The 24,491-nt window shown below is 41.3% G+C and carries 16 protein-coding genes; 10 read left to right on the top strand and 6 right to left on the bottom strand.

What is annotated here, in order from left to right:
- Window positions 1-67: 67 nt before the first annotated feature.
- The 3 genes from DEO27_RS04140 to DEO27_RS04130 form a co-directional block, all read right to left on the bottom strand.
- Window positions 68-664 carry a DUF4468 domain-containing protein gene (locus tag DEO27_RS04140; protein WP_190295316.1) on the bottom strand — a complete coding sequence of 199 codons (597 nt, stop codon included), beginning with the start codon at window positions 662-664 and terminating at the stop codon, window positions 68-70.
- 75 nt (window positions 665-739) lie between these two features.
- Complete coding sequence (locus DEO27_RS04135) at window positions 740-1,780, bottom strand: porin (protein ID WP_112575148.1); 1,041 nt, start codon at window positions 1,778-1,780, stop codon at window positions 740-742.
- A gap of 234 nt (window positions 1,781-2,014) precedes the next feature.
- A complete protein-coding gene (locus DEO27_RS04130) occupies window positions 2,015-3,622 on the bottom strand; it encodes an ammonium transporter (RefSeq protein ID WP_112575146.1) in 1,608 nt (535 codons plus the stop codon).
- Window positions 3,623-4,225: 603 nt separating this feature from the next.
- Here DEO27_RS04130 and DEO27_RS04125 point away from each other — a divergent pair.
- Window positions 4,226-6,400, top strand: coding sequence for a glutamine synthetase III (locus tag DEO27_RS04125; RefSeq protein WP_112575144.1), 2,175 nt, complete (start codon window positions 4,226-4,228; stop codon window positions 6,398-6,400).
- A 164-nt stretch (window positions 6,401-6,564) separates the two neighbouring features.
- Here the strand turns inward: DEO27_RS04125 and DEO27_RS04120 are convergent, their stop codons facing one another.
- On the bottom strand, window positions 6,565-8,340 hold the full coding sequence (locus tag DEO27_RS04120; protein WP_112575142.1) for a chloride channel protein: 1,776 nt from the start codon (window positions 8,338-8,340) through the stop codon (window positions 6,565-6,567).
- Between the two features lie 502 nt (window positions 8,341-8,842).
- Here DEO27_RS04120 and DEO27_RS04115 point away from each other — a divergent pair.
- A complete protein-coding gene (locus DEO27_RS04115) occupies window positions 8,843-10,042 on the top strand; it encodes an IS4 family transposase (RefSeq protein ID WP_149301866.1) in 1,200 nt (399 codons plus the stop codon).
- Between the two features lie 347 nt (window positions 10,043-10,389).
- Entirely contained in the window at window positions 10,390-11,571 is a 1,182-nt protein-coding gene (locus DEO27_RS04110; protein ID WP_223818160.1) for an AIR synthase related protein, read from the top strand.
- Between the two features lie 147 nt (window positions 11,572-11,718).
- Here the strand turns inward: DEO27_RS04110 and DEO27_RS04105 are convergent, their stop codons facing one another.
- The gene (locus DEO27_RS04105) at window positions 11,719-15,048 is read right to left on the bottom strand and encodes a TonB-dependent receptor (RefSeq protein WP_112570007.1); all 3,330 of its coding nucleotides are present in this window, start codon (window positions 15,046-15,048) and stop codon (window positions 11,719-11,721) included.
- Between the two features lie 400 nt (window positions 15,049-15,448).
- On the opposite strand from DEO27_RS04105, the gene lpdA reads away from it, so the two are divergent.
- The 3 genes from lpdA (at window position 15,449) to DEO27_RS04090 (ending at window position 19,033) form a co-directional block, all read left to right on the top strand.
- A complete protein-coding gene (gene lpdA, locus DEO27_RS04100) occupies window positions 15,449-16,840 on the top strand; it encodes a dihydrolipoyl dehydrogenase (RefSeq protein WP_112570005.1) in 1,392 nt (463 codons plus the stop codon).
- A gap of 252 nt (window positions 16,841-17,092) precedes the next feature.
- Entirely contained in the window at window positions 17,093-17,932 is an 840-nt protein-coding gene (locus DEO27_RS04095) for an MBL fold metallo-hydrolase (protein WP_112570003.1), read from the top strand.
- A gap of 240 nt (window positions 17,933-18,172) precedes the next feature.
- On the top strand, window positions 18,173-19,033 hold the full coding sequence (locus DEO27_RS04090; protein ID WP_090466905.1) for an RNA polymerase sigma factor RpoD/SigA: 861 nt from the start codon (window positions 18,173-18,175) through the stop codon (window positions 19,031-19,033).
- Between the two features lie 275 nt (window positions 19,034-19,308).
- Here DEO27_RS04090 and sucC read toward each other — a convergent pair whose 3' ends face one another.
- Complete coding sequence (gene sucC, locus DEO27_RS04085; protein WP_112570001.1) at window positions 19,309-20,502, bottom strand: ADP-forming succinate--CoA ligase subunit beta; 1,194 nt, start codon at window positions 20,500-20,502, stop codon at window positions 19,309-19,311.
- Between the two features lie 459 nt (window positions 20,503-20,961).
- On the opposite strand from sucC, the gene DEO27_RS04080 reads away from it, so the two are divergent.
- Genes DEO27_RS04080 through DEO27_RS04065 form a run of 4 tightly spaced genes read left to right on the top strand, consistent with a single transcriptional unit; the run spans window position 20,962 to window position 24,108 of the window.
- Window positions 20,962-21,621, top strand: a complete 660-nt coding sequence (locus DEO27_RS04080; protein ID WP_112569999.1) for an ABC transporter ATP-binding protein — start codon at window positions 20,962-20,964, stop codon at window positions 21,619-21,621.
- Window position 21,622: 1 nt separating this feature from the next.
- Entirely contained in the window at window positions 21,623-21,922 is a 300-nt protein-coding gene (locus DEO27_RS04075; RefSeq protein WP_112569997.1) for a hypothetical protein, read from the top strand.
- Window positions 21,922-22,530, top strand: a complete 609-nt coding sequence (locus tag DEO27_RS04070; RefSeq protein ID WP_112569995.1) for an HAD family hydrolase — start codon at window positions 21,922-21,924, stop codon at window positions 22,528-22,530. The genes DEO27_RS04075 and DEO27_RS04070 overlap by 1 nt, the downstream gene beginning before the upstream one ends.
- 54 nt (window positions 22,531-22,584) lie before the next feature.
- On the top strand, window positions 22,585-24,108 hold the full coding sequence (locus DEO27_RS04065; protein ID WP_112569993.1) for a S41 family peptidase: 1,524 nt from the start codon (window positions 22,585-22,587) through the stop codon (window positions 24,106-24,108).
- Window positions 24,109-24,491: the final 383 nt, after the last annotated feature.

Raw genomic sequence — 24,491 nt, 5'->3', positions numbered from 1 at the left:
ATTAAATACCTTTATTCTGCAGGCGCTTACGGCTCAACACAAACCAATACCTGCAAACTCAGAAAAACTACCATTCTTTAGTTGAAACCCGCTTTACCTTTTTAACATCATGCTTCTCCAGCGATGAAGTTTTAAGCATATAAGCCTTCAGGCTATCGCCAACATGTTTACTGTTAACTAACACCTGGCTTATACAAGTATTAAAATCGGCCTTTGATAACTTTTCCGATGCTTTTTCAAGAGCTACATCTTTTCCATGCATAAACTCAACATTACCATAACGGTTACGCTGATAAGGCTGGTACACAAAATCGGTTAACCAATAACGATACTTACCATCCTTTACCTCCACCCTAAGTGTATAGGCCATTTCCCCGCCTTCACTATTACCCACCAGGCCTTTTTTATTGATCAAAAAAGAGCCGGTACCGGTAAGCGCGTTACCATCTTTATCGGCCTTGGTCAGCTTAAGCGCTTTTGCCGGGTAAGCTTTTTTAAAAAAATACAACCCGCGATCATAAAGCGTATCAGCTACAGCACCTGGCTGCTCTGCCGTTTTATAATAGATATACTTGTTATTTTCGTCAAGGGCCAGCGAATCCTTTTGCGCAAAGGCACCCAACGAAAAAAGGAGACCAACAATGCCTAATAGTATCTTTTTCATAAAACAAATATAAAAGCCGCTCCGGATAATTCCGGAACGGCTCATGATAAAAATAGGGTCAATATAAACTTTTTTTTAGAACGCGTATACCGCAGCTACAGCAAACTGACCGGCCGATTTTGAAGGATCGCCAGAATGATTGATGAATGAAGTAGATGAGCCGTGATCTAACCTGATTTCAGGAATGAAAGTAAGCGGGCCTGATTTAATGTTTGCAGTAAATGTAAAGGCCTTAACATTTTGCCCCGGAGGAGGGCCAAATGTTTGTAACGCGCCATTTTTAGTTTTGAAATACTCGCCCCTTAAACCCAAAGTAACTGTTTTTGATACAGCTAACTGCGGATATAAAGCAACACCGCTAAAGCCACCGCCATCATTTGGAGCCGAGTAAGTAGCACCGTTTAAGCCCAGTTTAAAGGCATCAGTAATTTGGTAAGCCGTTGTCAAATCAACTTCGGTACCAGATTCTTTACCGGTAGCAAGGTTAAGGTAAGCAGTCCATCCTTTTACAGGAGATACAAATAACTGCGAACCAAAGGTATTTACCTTATGCGTTGAAGTATAATTGTTCCAGGTATCGTTAAATATACCAGCCATTAAACTTACTTTATCGCTAAACGCGTAAGTTAACTTAACACCAGGGTTTTGGAACGGCCCATTAGTGAACAGGTATGAAGTTGAGTAGTTAAAGTTACCTACAGGACTAATAACCTCATAGCCAATAAATGTAGCCATATAACCACCGGTCAGGTTTAATTTATCGGTAAGATCATATGATACATATAAGTTCTGAATGTGGAATGAATCACCACTTGGGCCATTGGGAATTGACTGAGCCTGACCACGCGGACCAAATGAAAGCTCGCCAACAAACGCAGCTTTGCCTACCTTTTTCTTCAAGCCCAGATCAATCATACCAATTGATACCGAATTATGATCACTCGCAAAGCTGGTAGGGATTTGCGAACCTTTGTCAGAAAAATCATATTTATAGTAGGTATCTACCGAACCGTAGATAACCAGAGGGGCATCAGACGTGGTTTTAACCGTGTCCTGAGCCTTTACCGTAAAGGCCGCAATTGAAAAAAATGAGAAGAGTAGAAATACTTTTTTCATGATAACGATTTAATTGTGAATTGATAAACTATTTTGTTAATTGTTGTTTTTTCGGGGAACTATACTGTTATTATTTGATTATCAACACCTTGCAATTAAAAGGATCAGTTATGTGTCGGCATAAAAAATCCCTGTACGGTTGGCAACGGCAACGTCCAATTAATAAACTACCACTCTCCAACCGCACAAGGCATCAATATTTTTGTTAAGCTGCTAAAAGCTTAGCTTATCTCGTTAGGCTTCAGAAGCAACCTTAGCACCTTTATCAAAAAGGCCGCTTAAGCTGATCTCATCGTCCTGAACAGGATAAACTTCGATACCGTGATCAAACACGTCGATACCACCGGTACCGGTTTCACCATGCTCTTCGATACGTAATTTCCAAGGATGACCTAATTTGTTAATCACAAACATCATCACGTAAGAAACCACAAATACAGCAAGTGTAATGGTCAAGCTACCGATTAGCTGAGCTTTTAATACATCAAAGCCACCGCCGTAAAATAAGCCAGCTACCGGGGCAGAGTTATCAGCACCAGTTGGGCCTGTAGCACCATATTGACCAGAAGCGAATAAACCTAAAGAGATAGTACCCCAGATACCGTTAAGACCGTGTACAGATACTGCACCAACCGGATCATCGATACGGAACCACTCGATCAAGTATACACCACCGAAGATAATGAAGCCAGAAACCGCGCCTAAAAGGATAGCACCGAATGGGCTAACCCAGTAACAAGGGCAAGTAATAGCAACTAAACCTGCAAGGAAACCATTAATAGTAAAGGCTAAATCAAATTTGCCTTTTGTTGGGCCAAACCATAAAGCAGCAAGCATTGCGGTGAAACCACCGGCGCAGGCAGCAAGCGTAGTGTTAGCCGCAACGCGGCCAATACCTTGCATATCCATTGCCGACAATGTTGAACCCGGATTAAAACCATACCAACCAAACCAAAGTAAGAAACCACCTACAGCAGCAACCAATAAGTTGTGACCTGGAGGCAAGCCGCCTTTTTCTTTATCATCGCGGGCAAAAATGCGGCCTAAGCGTGGGCCTAACACCATTGCACCTGCCAGTGAAGCAACACCACCAATAGTGTGTACTACTGTTGAACCTGCAAAGTCGCGGAAAGGCTGAGCGCTTATTGACTTGAAGAAACCTGAAGTTCCCATTGTAGCAAGGAAACCATCCGGACCCCAAGCCCAGTGACCGATGATAGGATAGATAAAGCCGGTGATGCCGATACTGTAAAGAATGTCGCCACGGAAGCTGGTACGACCAATCATAGCACCTGATACAATGGTTGAGCAGGTATCAGCAAAAGCGTACTGGAAAATCCAGTGTGCCAATACCGGGATACCGGTTGAACCGTAAGTTTCAGGAGTGTTTTGAAGAAAGAACCAGGTTTTGCCATCAGCGCCGCCCCAGCCAATAAAGCCGTTGCCATTGCCAAACATAAAGGCATAACCAATAGCGTAAAATAGCAAACCACAAAGACAAGTATCAAAAATACATTCCATCAGCACGTTCACAGTTTCGCGCTTACGGGCAAAACCTGCTTCGAGCATAACGAAACCTGCCTGCATACCAAATACTAAAAAGGCAGCAACCAGTGTCCAAACAGTATTAACCGTGTTAATTAATGCTGTTTCATGGGCGGTATAAGTTTCGGCAGCGTTAGCTTTTGTACCGAACATACCTGGCAAAACCATCATTGCGGCAAAAACCAGCAACAAGCCAATCATTTTCCCTGTAAAAATGGTAGCACCCAGCGCCCATTTTTCACGTGTCAGCTGTCGGACTGAACTTAGGAAGTTGTGTTTTGTAGAACCTACTTTCATCGTTTAATTTAGTTTGATTGTTTTTTAAAAATTAATTAGTTTGATTGTTGTATTTAAATTTAGTTTGATTGCTATTTAGGCTTCACAAAACATCTTAATCGTTAGTTTCTTTCACTACTCCTTCCAATTATTCGGAATTTTCATAAAAACACCGATAATTTTGATGTTTTCGTAAATTATTTTCTGAAATTAGGTAGTATTCTTAAGAATAACAAATTATTAATGATAAATTAATGGTAAAAAATCTAAAAATTATGAAAATTGCAAAAACAAGGCATTCAAAATGCCATTTTTTAAACTTTTGAAAATGATATTTTCAAAAAAATTTCAAAAAACTTAATAAAAAATTTAAAAAACATCAATTTTAAACAAGTAAAATCAATTTTAATCCATTTTAACATTAAAAAACAGCGTAAATCCTATCAAAAAGCACATTTTTTATATTTTCAGACAAAACTTAATGCCCATATGGCTATTTCGAAGCTTTTTTCTATCCTTTTATATGGTATTAGGTGAAATGTTATATTTCGCTTAATTTTGCCCCGTATTTTAAAGGATAGTTATAATTTTGACCACTAACCTTTATTTAAACCTCATAAAAATATGTCCAATATCAGATTCAAAGCCTTACAGGATGTACTTTCACGCACAATTCCTGAAGTAAAACCACCTTCACCAAAAATTTCTGATTATTTCGGGTCGAATGTGTTCGATAAAAAGAAAATGAAGGAATATCTTTCATCAGAGGCTTACCAGGGAATAGTAAATTCGATTGAAAAAGGCGAACCTATCCCCCGCGACCTTGCAGAACAGATTGCATCGGCCATGAAAGCATGGGCTTTGGGCAAAGGAGCTACACATTATACACACTGGTTTCAACCACTTACCGGCACCACTGCCGAAAAACATGACGCCTTTTTTGAACCTACTGCCGATGGCGGCGCTATAGAACGCTTTTCGGGCGACGCGCTTGCCCAGCAGGAGCCTGATGCGTCAAGCTTCCCGAGCGGCGGTATCCGCAATACTTTTGAGGCCCGCGGCTATACCGCCTGGGACCCATCATCGCCTGCCTTTTTGATGGCGCGTACTTTGTGTATCCCAACCGTGTTTGTGTCATACACCGGCGAGGCACTTGATTATAAAGTACCTTTATTAAAAGCATTGAACGTGCTTGACAAAGCCGCTGTTGATGTTTGCCACTACTTTGATAAAGGCATTGAAAAGGTAAACGCCTCGTTAGGCATTGAGCAGGAGTACTTTCTGGTAGATATTGCCTTATTTAATGCCCGTCCCGACCTTTATTTAACAGGTCGTACTTTATTTGGCCACATATCGGCCAAAAACCAGCAGCTGGAAGATCATTACTTTGGTTCGATACCTGAGCGGGTATATGCTTACATGCAGGATATGGAAGCTGAAGCCCTTCAATTAGGTATTCCGCTTAAAACCCGCCACAACGAAGTTGCGCCATCGCAATTTGAGTGCGCCCCGATATATGAAGAGATAAACCTGGCTATCGACCATAACCAATTGTTAATGGACTTGATGGACCGTGTTGCCAAACGCCATAACTTTAAAGTATTGCTGCACGAAAAACCATATGCAGGCATTAATGGCTCGGGTAAGCACAATAACTGGTCGCTGATAACTAATACAGGCAAAAACTTATTATCCCCGGGCAAAACGCCTAAAAACAACCTCATGTTCCTTACCTTTTTTGTGAATACCATAAAAGCGGTTCATGAACATGCCGACCTGTTAAGGGCATCTATCGCATCTGTTAATAACGACCATCGTTTAGGCGCCAACGAAGCCCCTCCGGCCATTATTTCTATCTTCCTGGGCAGTCAGCTTAATGATGTACTGGACGAGATTGAAACATCGCGCATCAGCAAAAAAATCAAGGAAGAAAACCTGTTATGGCAGGGCATCCCTAAGATCCCGCAGATTTTACCTGACAATACCGACCGTAACCGTACCTCGCCTTTTGCTTTTACCGGTAACAAGTTTGAATTGCGTGCCGTAGGTTCGTCAGCTAACTCGGCCAGCCCGATGACCATCCTTAACCTTATCGTTGCCGATCAGCTTAAGAAGTTCAAATATGATGTAGATAAACTCATGAAAAAAGGCGAGAAAAAAGACCTTGCCTTATTAATGGTGATCAAAAAATACATCAAGGAATCAAAAAGCATCCGTTTTGAAGGCAATGGATATAGCGAAGAATGGGAAAAAGAAGCTGCTACAAGAGGTTTGTCAAATATCAAAACTACCCCGAAAGCGCTGGATGCCTTGTTAAGCGATAAATCGGAGCACCTTTTTGCCGAAACCGGTGTATTCACAGTACGTGAGGCTCACGCCCGTCACGAAATTTTATTGGATGCTTTCTACAAAAAGCTTCAGATAGAAGCCCGTGTAATTGGCGAACTGGTGATGAACGTAATCATCCCGTCGGCAATCGCTTACCAAAGCAAACTGATCGAGAACGTTAAAGGCCTGAAAGATATCGGTCTGGATAAATCAACTTACGAGTCGCAACTGGATATCATTAACAGGATTTCGGAGCACGTGAACTTCATTAAAACCAATACCGAGCAAATGGTTAATGAGCGCAAAAAAGCCAACGTAATTGATGATATCCGCCAGCGTGCTATCGATTATGATGAAAAAGTAAAATCATTCTTCCAGCCTATCCGCTACCACGTTGATAAATTGGAACAACTGGTTGATGACAGCTTATGGCCCCTACCTAAATTCAGGGAATTGCTGTTTATTAAATAGAATATCATCTAAAAATAAGAAGGCCGCTGATTTTAAACATCAGCGGCCTTTTTTATTTATCATGTCATTGCGAGGCACGAAGCAATCGCACGGAAGCAGGGCAGCTCTGTAAAGCATGCGATTGCTTCGTGCCTCGCAATGACATATTTTTTCATACTTTCCACCTACGCAAACAAATCACTTGCCTTGTGCTGTTCAATAAGCACCGCCCGGTATTTAGATAGCAAAGCCGATTTGGATATAAAACCTATAAAAACCTCATCTTTTACCACTGGCAGTTGCCAAACATCAATAGCATCGAAGGTATCCATTACACTGCTGGCCGGTTGCTCATAGTCAATTACAGTTGGCGGCTCTATCATAATATCGGCTATCAGACTATCTGCTATCTCCTTATTAAACAACCGGCGGCGGATATCATCTATCAGCACTACTCCTTCCAGGCTGCCGTCATCTTTCAATACAGGGAAAATATTAGCGTCCGTTTTGGCCAATACTTTATAAAAATCGGTCACCGTCATTGATTTATCAACAGCCGTGTATTTACGGTTGATAATACTATCAAGCGTTATGGCATTCAACATGCCGTAATCCTGGCCAGGCTGGATATTGTTTTCATGAATAAGATGGCTCCAGTACATATTGTGCGGCGACGAATAACGCGATATGATATAAGATATAGCCGATACGATCATGAGCGGAATAAACAATACGTACCCGCCTGTAATTTCAGCTATCAGGAATATAGCGGTAAGCGGCGCATGCAATACACCGGCCAGCGCGCCGGCCATACCTACAGCAATAAAATTAACCGTATTTAAATGTATGACCCCGGTTTGGTTAACACCATAAGCCACCAGTAAACCCAGAAAAGCCCCTGTAAACATAGTTGGCGCAAAAGTACCGCCATTACCGCCCGCGCCTATGGTGATGCCGGCTGCAATGATTTTCATAAACACCAATGCCGCTATAAACAGCAGCATAACAAGAGGCTGATCAAGCCACTCGCTAAATAAAGTTTCCTCTTTTAAAACATGGATATTACCATTTAAAATGGCCGTAAGGTAATGATAGCCCTCGCCAAACAACTGCGGAAATATCACAATCATCAATCCCAGGATTACACCGCCTGCAACGGCCCTCACATATCGGTTTTGCTTTTTAAATATACCACCCTCTAATTTACCTCCTACTTTGGCTATGTAAATGGCAACCCATCCGCTTAATACACCAAGGGCTACATAAAAAGGCAAAGCGTTCATTACCCAGCCTTCGGTAACCAGGTGAAACAACTGTCCTGAGTATAAGGCCTTTGAAACAACCACACCGGTAGCCGAGGCTATCAATAGCGGAATAAAGGTTGGAATAGTGATCTCCCCTATCAATATTTCAAGCGAAAATAAAACGCCAGCTATAGGACTATTGAACACTGCCGCTATACCTGCCGATGATCCTGCTGCTAACAGTACAGTTTTTTCATAGGGTGTAAGCTTAAAAAACTTGCCCACGTTTGAGCCAATGGCTGTGCCTGTACAAACAATAGGTGCCTCCAACCCTGCCGAGCCGCCGAAACCTACGGTTAATGAGCTTGTGATCAGATGCGAATAAATATTATTGACTTTAATGTTTGAGCGATTTTTTTTGATGTTAATGAGTATCTTACCTATTCCTTTTTCAATCTTATCGCGGTTTACCAGGTGCTGATAGGCTACTGTACCCAAAATGCCAATTGCCGGTAAAAACACGTAAGCTATGTGATAATACAGGTGCGATGATATATTGTGGCTCAGCTCTTCCATCAAATGCACCAAAAACTTAAGGGCCACGGCTGCCAGTCCGCCTACAAAACCTACAAAAACGCTGCAATAAATTAAAAAGTTGCGCTGACTGTTACGCTTCAAGCGCCAGCGGTTTATTTTGTAGGAAAGTGTTTTTAACATAACAGAAGTAAATACTAATCCTGCCGATGAGGTATTATCAGCGCGAATTGTTTTCGATTAACCCGATAAAACGGATTGATGTATGCATCAATCTATTTTCTTACAAAGAAACACAATTTCGATCAATTTATATGAATCTGATCTTACAGGAACTCACCCACCTGATTCTTATTCACTAAATTTACGACAACAATAAACTATATGTCTTTAATAAACTGCCAGATAGAACACTGGTTTAACCAGAAATACGGTGTAAAACCCAAAGCTGGCTTTAGAAAGTGGCTAAAAAAACAGCGAAACCGAAAAATAAGGCAAACACCTAAAATCGAAATTCCAAACGTTAAGTATAATGGGTGGGAATATTAAAAGCCATGAATATAATTAAAACAAGCTGTTCGAAGTCTCCGACTATTAGTGTCCGGTAAAAGATAATAAAAAGCAAGGGAGGCTTTTAACAGCCCCCCTTTATTGGTAGTTTTAAGTTACCACACAAAAAACACCAATGAACAAAAGTACTTTTTTTACCGGACAGCCGATATTCGCGCAGTTATTAAGATTTATTCCCCGGGATATGATCCGTCGCATATCCGCTGAACATAACGCGGATAGGTATTGCAAGCGATTCAATACTTACGAGCATTTGGTAACCATGCTTTATGCCGTTTTCAATCACTGTAATTCATTACGGGAGGTGACAACAGGTATGCTTGCAGCAGAGCAACGGGTTAATCACCTTGGCGTTCGCTATCATCCCAGGCGTAGTACCATATCAGACGCCAATCAAAGGCGACAAGCTGATGTATTCGGTTCTATTTATTACAAGCTATATCAACGATACTCGGGATTTTTATCGGACAGCAGGAAGAAAAGCATAGCTTCCCGACTGTATATCTTTGATTCGACCACTATATCATTATTTCAGGAAATACTACGAACCTCTGGTCAAAATCCTGTAGGGAAGCGAAAGGGCGGGATCAAAGTCCATACGCTGATAAGAAGCGATCTGGATATACCTTGTATGATTTGTTATAGTGCTGCTGCTGCAAACGATTCCAGTTTTTTAAAAGAGGTTCATCTACCTAAAGGTTCTATTCTTGTCTTTGACAGAGGCTATGCAGACTATATAAAACTTAACAGTTTTTCAGCATCAGGGGTAACATGGATTACACGAAGGCGAAGTAGATCGGCTTATGATGTACTGGAAGAATTGGATAATCCCCACAAAGAAAAAGGAGTTATTGCAGACAAACGCATTCGGCTGGGCCATAGAGGCTGCAATCGTGTTTTAGGCAGAATGGTTCAATTTAAAAGTCCTGATAGTGGTGAAATATATGAGTTCTTGACCAACAACATGAAAATGAGTGCGATGACTATAGCTGAATTATACCGTAAACGTTGGCAAATAGAGTTGTTATTCAAAAGAATAAAGCAAAACTATCCGCTTAAGTATTTTCTTGGTGATTCTGAAAACGCTATCAAGTTACAAATATGGTCAGCTCTGATAGCAGATCTAATATTAAAAATCCTCAAAAAAGGCATAGCAGCTAAATGGTCTTTCGCTAATTTAGCTGCTATGATCCGCTTACATCTTATGACATACATAGATATACGCGGTTTTCTCAGATCGCCTGAAAAGGCACTACAAAGCAAATTTTCAAATATTCGTTCACCAAACTCTAAACAACTGCTTTTAATTACATAAGGCCTGGGCCTGCTGTTCACATTATTGCCTAAAATCGTAGATATCTATTCTATTTCTGAACTTATTTAGTCGCCTCGGATCTTTACCGGACACTAATAGTCTCCGACTTCGAATTAGCAATGCCTGTAGTTTGCAACTACAGGCATCCCGTATTTTTGAGTTCCAGACGTATTGTAGTCACAGACTACAAGCATAGTAGTCCGAAGTCAGAGACTTCGAACAGCGCAGTTCCAAACGTTAAGTATAACGGGTGGGAATATTAAAAGTCGCAAAGCAATTAAATAGCATTTTGCTTTATAACAAACCTCCCATTCGTTCTATTAAAGTCAATAACCTTATATTTGCCCATGATTTCTTCGCAAAGATATGATCAGCGTGGCGTATCCGCCTCCAAAGATGACGTTCATAATGCCATAAAAAACATCGACAAAGGCATTTTTCCTAAAGCATTTTGTAAAATAGTACCTGATATTTTAACCGGCGATGCTGAATATTGCAATATCATGCATGCCGATGGCGCAGGCACTAAATCGTCATTAGCTTATACTTACTGGAAAGAAACCGGCGATATATCTGTATGGCGGGGCATAGCCCAGGATGCTATCATCATGAACCTTGACGATTTGCTTTGCGTTGGCGCAACAGACAATATCCTGTTATCATCAACCATTGGCCGTAATAAGAACCTGATTCCCGGCGAAGTTATCGCGGCTATTATCAATGGCACCGAAGAAATTTTAGCAGAACTGCGTGAAGCGGGCATCGGCATCTACTCTACCGGTGGCGAAACTGCCGATGTAGGCGACCTGGTACGCACTATCATAGTCGACTCGACAGTTACCTGCCGCATGAAGCGCGAAGATGTGATATCAAATCACCGCATTGAACCCGGCGATGTAATTGTAGGCCTTGCTTCGTACGGACAAGCCAGCTATGAAAAAGAATATAACGGCGGCATGGGCTCAAACGGTCTTACATCTGCCCGTCATGATGTGTTTAACAAAACCATCGCCGAAAAATTCCCTGAAAGCTACGATGCGGCTATTCCTTACGAACTGATCTTCTCCGGAAGTAAAAACCTTACCGATGCTATTGATATCGGCAACGGCCAATCTGTAACCGCTGGCAAGCTTGTATTAAGCGCTACCCGTACTTATGCCCCTATCATCAAAAAAATATTAGATGGTTTCCGTAGCCAGGTACATGGTATGGTGCATTGCAGCGGCGGCGCGCAAACCAAAGTATTACACTTTGTAGAAGGTTTGCATATCATAAAAGACAACCTGTTTCCTGTTCCCCCGCTGTTTAAACTCATCCACGAGGAATCAAAAACCAGCTGGCAGGAAATGTATAAAGTATTTAATATGGGTCACCGCATGGAGCTATATGTACCCGAGGCTATTGCTGCAGACCTGATCAGCATTTCAAAAAGCTTTGGTGTAGATGCCCAGATCATCGGCCGCGTTGAGAAGGCTGACACCAAGAAGGTAACAGTAACATCAGAATTTGGCGTATTTGAATACGAATAAATAAGTTAATACTATATGATAATAAAGGCGCTTAGGATCAACTTAAGCGCCTTTATTGTTAATGCACATTGCATCTATCCGAATCTTCTCTAAAGCAAAAAAGTCCCGACCAAATGGCCGGGACTTTTATATGTTATAAAGTTATTCTTAGTTAAAGATATACCTTACACCAATTTGCGCCTGGAAGCGAGAGAAGGTGCTGATATCGTTGATGAATGACTTAGTAACAGGGATTGCATTGTTTGCGTCAAGATAAGGGAATGAATACTGAGCTTTGCCAGTAGTAGCATCTTTGCTCATATACCTTAACACTGTAGTTGCACCGTTGTTGAAGCCACTGTATGAAGTTTGGTATAAACCCCAGTTGCGGTTCAATAAGTTGGTGAAGTTGATTACGTCGAAAGTAAACTCTAAAGTGTTTTTGGTTTTACCAGCCTGGATCATGAAATCCTGAGCAAAGTGCAAGTCTAACCTTTTGTAGGTTGGCAATATAGCGCCGTTCCTTTGAGCATACTGACCTCTGTGTGCACTTAAATATGAATCCTGGTTGATGAAGTTATTCAACTGGTTCCAGATTTGAGCCGGAGTACGAGTATCAACAGTACCGTTAGCAGCAGTTGGAGCAGCAACTAACAAGATGTCACCCTGATTTTTTGGGATGTACATTAAGTCGTTGGTAGCACCGTCGCCGTTAGGATCGTTAGCAGTGATGTAAGAGATAGCACCGCTGTTAGCAGCTTCAAATACTAAACCTACTGTAGTAGCTAAGTTTTTAGCGTATTGTTTACGGTAAGATACTGTAGCGATGATACGGTTTGGCTGTACGTATGAGCTGTTTGAAATGTTATCAGCGTTAGGGTTACCGGCAACGTACCTGGTGCTCCAGATAGTGCTTGCCGTTGAACCACCGTCGTTAACATCTTTCGATTTGGTGTAAGTATACGCGAAGCTTGCAGCAAAACCATTGGTGAAGCTTTTTTGTAACTGACCGGTAATGAAGTATGAAAAACCTTTTGAAGTATTTTTCATGTAATATAAACCAGTGATACCTGGGTTTTGCGCAGTTGCAGCAGCTGCAGCTGGCGTAGTGTTTTTAGAATCGTAACGGATTTGACCTTCAGGACCAGCAAAAGTGCTGTAACCATCAGAAAGAACAAGGTTCTGGTGATAAATAGCGCGGATATCTTTAGTGTAAGCACCTTCGATAGTACCGATGATACCACCAGGTAATTTCTGGTCGATAGCTAAGTTTGTTCTCCAGATTTTTGGATATTTCAGGTTTGGATCAGCAACATCTAACTCGTATGAAGTAGCAGCTACTGCATTTGTAGGCCTGTTTTTGTTAACGTTTGGATCAAAAATTAACTGACCGGCGTTAGCAGGAGTTGCATTTGCTTTGGTAATAGTGTATGAACCAAACAATAAACCGTTGTTTGAAGCCTGGTTTGAGATCCATACAAATGGTACAGAACCGGTAAATAAACCAGAACCACCACGAACCTGAGTTGATTGGTCGCCGTTAACATCCCAGTTAAAGCCTAAACGAGGTGATAACTGAACCCTGTTTTTTGGCAATTTAGAAACGTCAACATGAGTACCACCCTGGAAAGTTAAAGCAGCAGCGTTAGAGTTTGCAGCTAAAGTAGTAGGGAATACATCATAATCAGCCCTTAAACCGTAAGTTAACCTGAAGTTATCAGTTACGTGTACTTTATCTTGTACGTAAGCGCTGTAGATAGAAGCTTTGATTTTAGCAAAAGGGAAATCATTACCTACTGCAGAGTAACGTAAAGTATAAGCCTGTGCAGGTAAACCGTTTATAAAATCTGAAGCTGAGTTATAGGTATACAAACCATTGTAATCAGGAGCGAAACCGTTGGTGTAGCTCTGGATCTGGTTGCTTGTACCGATAGTGATCTCATGTTTACCAGAGAAGATGGTTAAATCATCAGAAAACTGGAAGATGTTTGTATTTAACAAGTTACCAGCTGTATAAAGCTCAGAACCAAAGCTGGTTGCTGTTGCGTTAGCAGCGGTTACTACGTTACCGTTAGCATCGCTTGTGCCGTTACCGATATCAACCATTGGAATAGCTGAGCTACCAAGGAAGTTACGGAAGTCTCTTAAAGCAGAGTAACCAACAGTAAATTTGTTTGAAATTTTATTGCTGAAACGAGTATCCAACTCAACAATACCAATGTTAAAGTTATTGTTGATGGTGTAACCTGAACCATAGAAAGGTAAAGTGTTTACACCCGGCGCACGTGTAGTACCGTAGCCTACACCACCGTTAGTAATACCTGAATTACTTGCAGGCTGATCTTTAAATGATTTTAAGTAGAAATACTTAGCACTTAAAGTGTTGTTTTTGTCGATGTTCCAATCGATTTTAGCAGTTAACTTGTTGCTTGAAGTACGGTAGTTGTAACCTTGGTAAACACCTGGGTCATAACCGAAAGTTGCAAGTTTTTGTTTGATTGCATCAAGTGTAGAAGCTTGTACCTGTGATACGTTAGCACCACTTGCACCTGAACCACCTGCTACATAAACAGATGAAGGTGGTTGAGTGATTCTTTCCTGCTCACCAGATACGAATAAGAATAATTTGTTTTTGATGATTGGGCCACCTACCGCAACACCGTCTGTGTGGTAGTTAACGTCGGTTACGTTAAGGTTGGTTGGACCAACATGGTAACCTTGTAATTTTGAACCACGAGCGTAGTAGTAAGCAGTACCTTTAACCTGGTTGGTACCTGATTTTACTACAGTGTTTACACCGGCACCGGTAAAGTTACCCTGACGAACGTCATAAGGAGCAATATCAACCTGGATCTGGTCAATCGCGTCCAATGAAATTGGCTGTGAACTTGTTTGACCACCCAAAGTACCTGATAAACCAAATGAGTTGTTGAACAATGCACCGTCTACAGTAATGTTGTTGAAAGTGCTTGAACGACCACCAAATGACAAACCGTTAGCAGAAGGGGTTAATTTAGTGAAGTCAGATAATGAACGCGCGATAGTCGGCAAGTTTTCGATTTGCTGACGGCTAATAGTTTCGCGGGCACCGGTACGTGATGAGTTGATCACTTTACCAGCAGCGCCTCTAACAGTTACTTCTTTTAATGAAGTAGTATTGTCTGCAAGCTGAGCAGAGATCCTTTGATCCTGACCGATTGAAAGGTTAATACCTTCCTGAACGAAGTTTGCGTAACCAATGAAAGTTACTTTGAAGGTGTAAGGACCACCTACCCTTAAGTTAGGGATGTTGTAACGACCGTCGGCACGGGTTACGGTTGAATACACAGTACCTGTTGGAATGTGTACAATTGATACAGTTGCACCGGGGATAGCACCTTTAGCATCGGTAACGGTACCGTTGATGCTGGCGGTGGTTACACCCTGGGCTAATACGCTCTTTCCAGTGAAGAACGAAAAGCCAATAAGGAGTAATAAAAGAAGGTAATGCTTCCTCATAAATTGCTTTTTTAATTATACGTTTAATTAATTGGCGCAAAGATAATTATTGAGGCAATCACTAATGTTAAGTTAACGTTAACAATCATTATATATTTATCAACATTTTACATCATAAATACAAAAACCATAAAACAATGGTCACAAACAATGAAAATATGATAAATAATATGGTTTAAATCATATGCGAACTCAACGGTTAAATTAACAGCACCTATTTTATGACACAGCGCAGATATAAATCCTCCGGGACAAGTCATATATACCGGCGGTATATTTTTGGTTTCAGCCCTTTTTATTTAGATTTGGCCTTCGAAAAAATAGGGGCCTGCGGAAAAACCACAAAAGTCCGCGATACTTATTTACCTTTGAAACGAAATTAAAGTATATCAATAATAATATGGATTACGATGTAATTGTTATTGGGTCTGGTCCGGGTGGCTATGTTGCTGCTATCCGCGCTTCCCAGCTTGGTTTAAAAACCGCCATTGTTGAAAAAGAATCATTAGGCGGCATCTGTTTGAACTGGGGTTGTATCCCAACCAAGGCTTTATTAAAAAGCGCCCAGGTTTTTGAATACCTTAACCACAGTACCGATTATGGTATTAAAATTAACGGCGCCGGCGAAGTTGATTTTGCCTCAGTTGTTAAAAGAAGCCGTAACGTTGCCGATGGCATGAGCAAAGGCGTTCAGTTTTTGATGAAGAAAAACAAGATTGATGTTCTTGTTGGCTTTGGTAAATTGAAAAGCAAAGGTGTTGTTGAAGTTAAAGCTGCCGATGGTTCAGCTAAAACCTACAGCGCGAAACACATTATATTAGCTACAGGCGGTCGTTCACGCGAGTTGCCTAACCTTAAACAGGACGGCAAAAAGGTAATCGGCTATCGCCAGGCCATGGTATTGCCTCAGCAGCCAAAATCAATGATCGTAGTTGGTTCTGGCGCTATCGGTATCGAGTTTGCTTATTTCTATAACGCTATAGGCACCAAAGTTACCGTTGTTGAATACCTTGATAACATCGTTCCGCTTGAGGACGAAGATGTATCAAAAGCATTAAACCGTATCCTTAAAAAACAAGGCATCAATATTATGACCAGCTCAAATGTTGAAGCGGTTGATACCAGCGGCGATCTGTGCAAAGTAACTGTAAAAACAGCTACCGGTACCGAAACCCTTGAAGCTGAAATCGTTCTTTCTGCAGTAGGTATCGCTACTAACCTTGAAGGCATTGGCCTTGAAGAAAACGGCGTTAAAACCGATCGTGGTAAAGTATTGGTTGATGATTTTTACCGTACCAACGTTGAAGGCGTTTATGCTATCGGCGATATCGTTAAAGGTCAGGCCCTTGCTCACGTAGCTTCTGCCGAAGGCATCATCTGCGTTGAAAAAATTGCCGGCGAAAACCCTCACCCGCTTGATTATAACAACATCCCGGGCTGTACTTATTGCTCGCCTGAGATTGCTTCTGTTGGTTACACCGAAAAAGCAGCTAAAGAAGCCGGTTACGAAATTAAAGTTGGTAAATTCCCATTCTCAGCTTCGGGTAAAGCAAGTGCTGCCGGTGCTAAAGATGGTTTCGTAAAAGTGATATTTGATGCCAAATACGGTGAGTTCTTAGGTGCTCACATGATTGGTTACAATGTTACCGAAATGATTGCCGAAGTAGTTACCGCACGTAAGTTAGAAGCTACCGGTCATGAGATCATCAAATCGGTACATCCTCACCCAACCATGAGTGAAGCTGTAATGGAAGCCGCAGCCGAAGCTTACGGCGAGTGTATCCACTTGTAGTTTTTAGGTTCATGGGCTATGGATCATAGTTCATAAATCCTGGTTGATAGTTATTAGCTACAACGCATATTTAAAGCCTCAAATTAAATGCAGTGCATTTGGTTTGAGGCTTTTTAGTTTCATAGCTTATAACTACAGCTTATCTTTAAAATATTATTCTAATTTAGCTTTATCACTATCATGATCCGGATCTGTAAAAACCATGAACTATGATCCAGCCATGATCTATGAACCATCAACCATGAACTAAAAATGAAACTACATACCATCGATACCGGATTTTTTAAATTGGATGGCGGGGCTATGTTTGGCGTTGTTCCGAAAACTATCTGGAATAAAACCAACCCTGCCGATGAAAACAATCTTTGTACCTGGGCCATGCGCTGCCTGCTGGTTGAACATGAAAATAGGTTGATTTTAGTTGATACCGGCATTGGTAATAAGCAAAGCGAAAAGTTTTTCAGCCATTATTACCTACATGGCGATGCAAGCATGGATAGTTCCCTGGCTTCCCTGGGTTTTCACCGCAATGATATTACTGATGTATTTTTAACCCATTTGCATTTTGATCACGTTGGCGGGGCTGTTGTAAGAGATGGAGAAACGCTTTTACCGGCCTTTAAAAATGCTACCTATTGGAGCAACGCCAAACACTGGGACTGGGCTGTAAACCCTAACGAGCGTGAAAAAGCGTCCTTTTTCAGGGAGAACATTATACCTATACAGGAAAGCGGTCAACTAAAATTTATTGACACGGCAGATGGTATCAATTTCATGAAAGATTTTGATATCCGCTTTGTATCCGGGCATACCGAATCTATGATGCTGCCACTTATTAATTATAAAGGTAAACAGATCCTGTATATGGCCGATCTGCTGCCATCTGTAGGGCACCTGCCTATACCTTATGTAATGGCTTATGATATGTTCCCGCTGCAAACGCTTACCGAGAAAAAGTTATTTTTAAACGAAGCGCTCGAAAAAGAATACATATTATATTTTGAACACGACCCGGTTAACGAATGCTGTACACTACAACAGACAGAAAAAGGAATAAGAATGAAAGAAGCCTTTAAATTGAGTGATGTTTAAGGAGTGTCATAAGATCACCACAAAAATCATACCGCTTGGTAATTTGCACAATTATTATTATAAACATGCACAGAATCTTTACACAACCAAAATTAAACCCTCACTATCAACATGTTACAATATTAATTAATGCCATATTTTTTTTCAAAATACTTTAACCAATTGTATTTTTTTAGAACAAATTTGTAGATTTACACGTTCTACTCCCTGAACACTGAGTAGAGAGGCTTAAGAAACTAAATGAGACAACTCAAAATAACGCAATCCATTACCAATCGCGAGTCACAATCGCTTGACAAATATCTGCACGAGATTGGTAAAGTTGACCTAATAACTGCTGAAGAAGAAGTAATTTTAGCTCAGAAGATCCGCGAGGGCGACCAGGCGGCATTAGAACGCCTCACCAAAACCAACCTTCGCTTTGTTGTATCTGTTGCTAAACAATATCAAAACCAGGGTCTTACTTTAGGCGATTTGATTAACGAAGGCAACCTTGGTTTGATTAAAGCTGCAAAACGTTTTGATGAAACAAAGGGCTTCAAATTCATTTCATACGCTGTATGGTGGATCCGTCAATCTATATTACAGGCTATCGCCGAGCAATCGCGTATTGTGCGTTTACCGCTTAACCAGGTAGGTTCATTAAGCAAAATCAGTAAAGCTTTTTCTAAGCTTGAGCAGGAGTATGAGCGTGAGCCATCGCCTGAAGAGCTTGCCGATATCCTGGAAACCACCGTTGATAAGATCTCTGATACGCTAAGCAACTCTGGCCGTCATGTATCAATGGATGCACCGTTTGTACAGGGTGAAGAAAATACGCTGCTTGACGTACTGGAAAACCAGGAACCAAACACCGATTCGATCCTGATCAACGAGTCATTATCTGAAGAGATCAAACGTTCACTATCGACCCTTACCGAGCGTGAGCGTGAAATCATTGTACTATTCTTCGGTTTAGGCACCAATCACCCGCTTTCATTAGAGGAAATTGGCGAAAAGTTCAATCTGACCCGCGAGCGTGTACGCCAGATCAAGGATAAAGCCTTACAACGTCTCCGTCATACCTCAAGGAGCAAAATCCTTAAATCATACTTAGGTTAATCAAACTTCCACAATAAGATATTTAAAAGCCATCGATTTTCGATGGCTTTTTTTTGTGCCTTACTCTCTCCACACGTCATTGCGAGGCACGAAGCAATCCCCTACTTACAGAGTAACTGTGCAAGTGCCTCTGCAGCTCGCGATTGCTTCGTGCCTCGCAATGACGCCTGAAGGGCGAGTATGGTCACAAAAAAAGCGGTGAGCCTAAACTCACCGCTTTTTATATCTGAAAGATCGGCAACTAATTTCTAATCACCAATCTCTAATCACTCTAACTAAAGCGCTAAAACTTCTTTAACACGGTCAGCAGCTTCTTTCAGCAATATAGCCGAGTAAACTTTCAAGCCTGAATTATCAATCAGTTCTTTTGCCTCTGCAGCGTTTGTACCCTGCAAACGAACAATGATTGGAACCGGGATATTACCGATTTCGTTATAAGCATCAATTACACCCTGAGCAACACGATCGCAACGAACAATACCGCCAAAAATATTGATCAGGATTGCTTTTACGTTAGGATCAGAAAGGATGATATTGAAACCGGCTTTTACAGTTTGCGCGTTGGCAGTACCACCTACGTCAAGGAAGTTAGCAGGCTCACCACCGGCTATTTTAATGATATCCATGGTAGCCATAGCTAAGCCGGCACCATTAACCATACAACCTACGTTACCATCAAGCTTAACATAGTTTAGGTTTGATTTGCTGGCTTCAACCTCAGTTGGATCTTCCTCATCGGTATCACGCATAGCAGCGTAATCAGCATGACGATAAAGCGCGTTATCATCAAGGTTTACCTTAGCATCAACTGCTAAAATTTTATTATCTGAAGTTTTTAAAACCGGGTTAATTTCAAATTGCGATGAGTCGGTACCTTCATAGGCTTTGTATAAAGCAGCAATGAATTTGGTCATATCTTTAAACGCTTCGCCTTCAAGGCCAAGGTTAAAAGCTATTTTACGGGTTTGGAAGCCCTGTAAACCAACTTTAGGATCAATCTCTTCTTTAAATATAAGCTCAGGAGTTGAGTGCGCAACTTCTTCAATGTCCATACCACCTTCGGTACTGTACATAATGATGTTACGGCCACGTGCGCGGTCAAGCAGCACGCTCATATAAAATTCTTTTACAGCGCTTTCGCCAGGATAGTAAACATCCTGTGCTACTAAAACCTTCTTAACTTTTTTACCTTCAGGACCGGTTTGTGGTGTTACCAGCTGCATACCTAAAATATTGCCTGATAATTCTTTTACCTGATCAATGTTTTTGGCCAGCTTAACGCCGCCGCCTTTGCCACGGCCACCTGCGTGGATTTGAGCTTTTATTACTACCCAATCCGAACCGAAGTCTTCTTTCATTTTTTGGGCAGCCTCAACAGCTTGCTCAACATTATCGGCTACAATGCCTTCCTGAACTCTAACGCCATAGCTTTTTAATATAGCTTTACCCTGGTATTCGTGAATATTCATGTTTTGAAGAATTTGCGGTAAAGCTACAATTTTGTTTGAAACGGGAAACACCTTGTTTCAGTTTATTTGCCTTTGTTCGGGTAAATAACATTGTATTTACAAAAGGTTTATTTCCTGTAACAGGTTGCCATGAATTAACATAACCCAAGTACCACACATTTTTGCTAAATGCGCCGTAGGCGCTACCTGTTTGTAGTAGCACAGTGTTCAGTTAGAATTTTGCCTTGTAGAGGCTACCCTTTTTCATGCGATATACTATCAAACTTGCAAGGGTAGCCTCTAACGAGACAAAAAAATCATTACAATTACTTTGCTACAAACAGGTATCCCCTACGGGGAATGGAAAAAGAAAAATGCGACTAAACGCATATTTAACATAGATACACAACTCAGCATAAAGCATCAGATTATCCCCCATCAACCAAACAAATAAATCAGCTAATCCGTTACCTTTGTCAAATGCTTAAAGCCACTTCTATCCATAAATCATACGGACAATTACAAATATTAAAAGGCGTTGACCTTGAGGTACAAAAGGGCGAAATTGTGACCATTGTTGGCGCTTCGGGCGCAGGAAAAAGCTCCCTGCTTAACATATTGGGTACCCTTGACAAGGCCGATTCAGGCACTTTAACTATCAATGGTATTGAATTAAACAAGCTGAACAATAAACAACTGAGCGATTTCCGCAACCGCCAAATCGGCTTTATATTCCAATTTCACCATTTACTGGTTGAGTTCAGTGCGCTTGAAAATGTTTGTATCCCGGCTTTTATAGCAGGTAAATCAAAATCTGATGCCGAAAAAAGAGCAGCCGAACTACTTGACCTGCTTGGCCTGAAAGACAGGCTGCACCACAAACCCAATCAGTTATCGGGTGGCGAGCAGCAACGCGTAGCCGTTGCACGCGCGCTCATCAATAACCCGGCGCTTATTTTTGCCGATGAGCCATCAGGAAACCTTGATTCGGTTAACGCGCTTGAGCTTCATGAATTATTTATTAAGTTGAAGAATGATTTCAGGCAAACCTTTGTAATTGTTACTCATAATGAAGATCTTGCAAACCTGTCAGATCGTACGGTTACAATGAAGGATGGTTTAATTGTTAACGCCCACTAACATGAGCATTTTAATTACCGCCGCTACATCAGCACAAGCCTATCAGCTTAAAAACAAACTTGACGGAAAAAATATTATTTTAGGTGATCACATGGACCTGCCCGATTTTATGGTTAAAACCGGCCAGATGATCCTGCTGCCTAAACCTGCTTCGGCAAGTTATACGCATGAAATGCTCACGCTTTGCTTAGACAAAGGTATCGAATCGGTTTATTTATTAAGGCCCGATGAAGCGGAGCTCCTGTTAAAAGCCGAAACCCTTTTTAATGAATACGATATAAAACTACATGTAATTGCTTAATGGACTATAAGGATATTGATAAACGTAAAACAGCTTTTATTTTTGAATTAGATGATGCGCTTTATCCGTCAAAGGATTACTACTTTCAGGTATATTACCTGTTTGCCAATATGCTTGAATATATTGAGCTGATAGACGCGAAGGCTGCAACCAAAGTACTAACCGATACGTATATAGCTGAAGGGAAGGATGCTGCTTTTGATCGTTTAGCTGTTGAATTTCCGGTAGCTGAGCAATACCGCGATAAGTTTGAAAACCTGCTTCTAACTGCCAAATTACCGCTAAAGCTGCTTTTGTACCAAAATGTGCTTACCCTGATGCAGGACATTGTGGTCGACCGTAAAAATCTGTTCATTGTAACCAATGGCAACGTACAGGAACAGGTAAATAAAATAAAACAAACTGAATGGCACGGATTGGAAAAATATCTGCGCTGCTATTTTACCGAAGAAACAACGCCCAAACCCGAGCCTGATGTAATAAACCTGCTTATTCAGGAACATGGCCTTCAGCGTAAAGAAATAGTAATGATAGGAAACTCGAAAACTGACAGACTCTGTGCCGAAGCCAGCGGCATAGACTTTATCAGTGTGGAAGACTTTTTATAACATCACCTATAACATACTTAATAACCAGGCGTTTAAATATTAAAATTCAAGCTTATGCGGAAAACACTCTACTTTTTAGCCCTTATCTCCATTGCGTCGTTATCTGCCTGTAAAAAAAACAAACCAGTTAACAACGGAGATGATGGCTCAGGGCCGTCAAGCACAGGATCATTGCTTGATCGCGTACGGGATTCGGTTTATCTCTATCCGCAGGAAACCTATTTATGGTACAACCAGCTTCCTACGTATAAAAATTTTCAGCCACGTAATTATGTTAGCAGCGATACCATCACCGGTTTAAGCAGCGAGGTTGATCATTTATCGCAATATGCCATAAATCCAGCTACCTCCCAGCCCTACGAATATTATGACAATACAGGTACCGCCAAATACTCATTCATTGACGACGGCTCGGTATCAAACGAGTTAAGCGGTAATGGCGGCGACTTTGGTTTTTCGGTATTTTACCCTACCCGTACCGATCTGAGGATTAAATATGTATACCCGGGCTCGCCTGCGGACCAGAAAGGTATTAAACGCGGCTACCAAATCACCAAGATCAATGGCCGTACCGACCTCACTTATGACGATGGCGGTACAACTACGCAGTTTGTTATAAACGCTTATGCCAACAGCAAAACCATAAGCATGACACTGACAAAACCTGATAATACAACCATCGACGTAACATTAAATACGGCCAATTACACCATTAACCCGGTAATTACCTATAAAACATTAGACGTGGGTTCGGGCAAAAAAGCAGGCTACATGGTTTTCAACTCCTTTACCGATTTAACCAATGCCAAACCTAAAATTTTGGAGGCTATAAACAGCTTTACCGGGATTTCTGATTTGATCATTGATTTAAGGTATAACGGCGGCGGATCGGTTGAAACTGCCGAATACTTTGATAACCTATTGGTACCATCGGCAAAAACCAATACTAAAATGTATACTGCTTATTTTAATGATAAGCTTACAAGTGATAATTATACCCTGTTTAAAAACCTTTACGATATTCCTAAAGGCTTTTTCTCGGTAACCAATCAAACTGTTAACTTCCAAAAACAAGGTTCGCTTAACTTAAGCAGGATATTTTTTATAGTTGGCGGCGGCACCGCTTCGGCAAGCGAGTTAACCATTAACAACCTTATCCCCGAATTGGATGTGCAGCTGATAGGCTCAACTACTTACGGCAAACCGGTTGGTTTTTATGGTATAGATATCAACAAGTACCAGCTGTATATGCCAATGTTCTCCACAAGAAATTCGGCTAACAGCGGCGACTACTATACCGGCATGACACCCGGAAAAGATCCTTATAAAGGCATCAGCGCGGCAGATGACCTAACCAAAGACTTTGGCGATCCTACGGAAGGACTATTAGCACAAGCTATAAGCTATATATCAACCGGTAAATATATAACCCGGTCGGTAACGACACAAAGCCTGGCAACTTCCTCCAAAAACGTACTTACTGCAGATCAAAAACGGACTATGGAACAGAAGTTTACCCGCAACAAGGTTAAAGGCCTGATGCTTAAAACACCATCGATATTTAAAAAGAGGAAATAAGATTTTTCCGGATCACTTAAGAGGCGAAGGGCTGCAAGGCTTTTCGCCTTTTTTATTGTCGTTGTTGGTGTTGTCACCAACAACTTTATGCTATGCAAATCAGCTTTAGCGTTAGTTAAAAAAGCCATGTCATTGCGAGGAGGAACGACGAAGCAATCTCGTAGCTATACAGATCGGGCATGCATTGGCTACGAGATTACCACGCTGCGCTCGCAATGACATACTTTTTTGCCGTTGTTGGTGTTGTCACCAGCAACTTCACACTATGCGTATCGGTTTTAGCGATTAATAAGATCATGCGAGGATAAAAAGTTGTTGGTGACAACACCAACAACGGCGAGAGGTCCGCCTTGTATAGTTTGGGATTGCTTCGTGCCTCGCAA

This window comes from Mucilaginibacter rubeus (genome assembly GCF_003286415.2).
Taxonomy (GTDB): domain Bacteria; phylum Bacteroidota; class Bacteroidia; order Sphingobacteriales; family Sphingobacteriaceae; genus Mucilaginibacter; species Mucilaginibacter rubeus_A.
The sequence above is the reverse complement of the archived record's forward strand: the minus strand, read 5'-3'. Positions and strand labels throughout refer to the sequence as shown.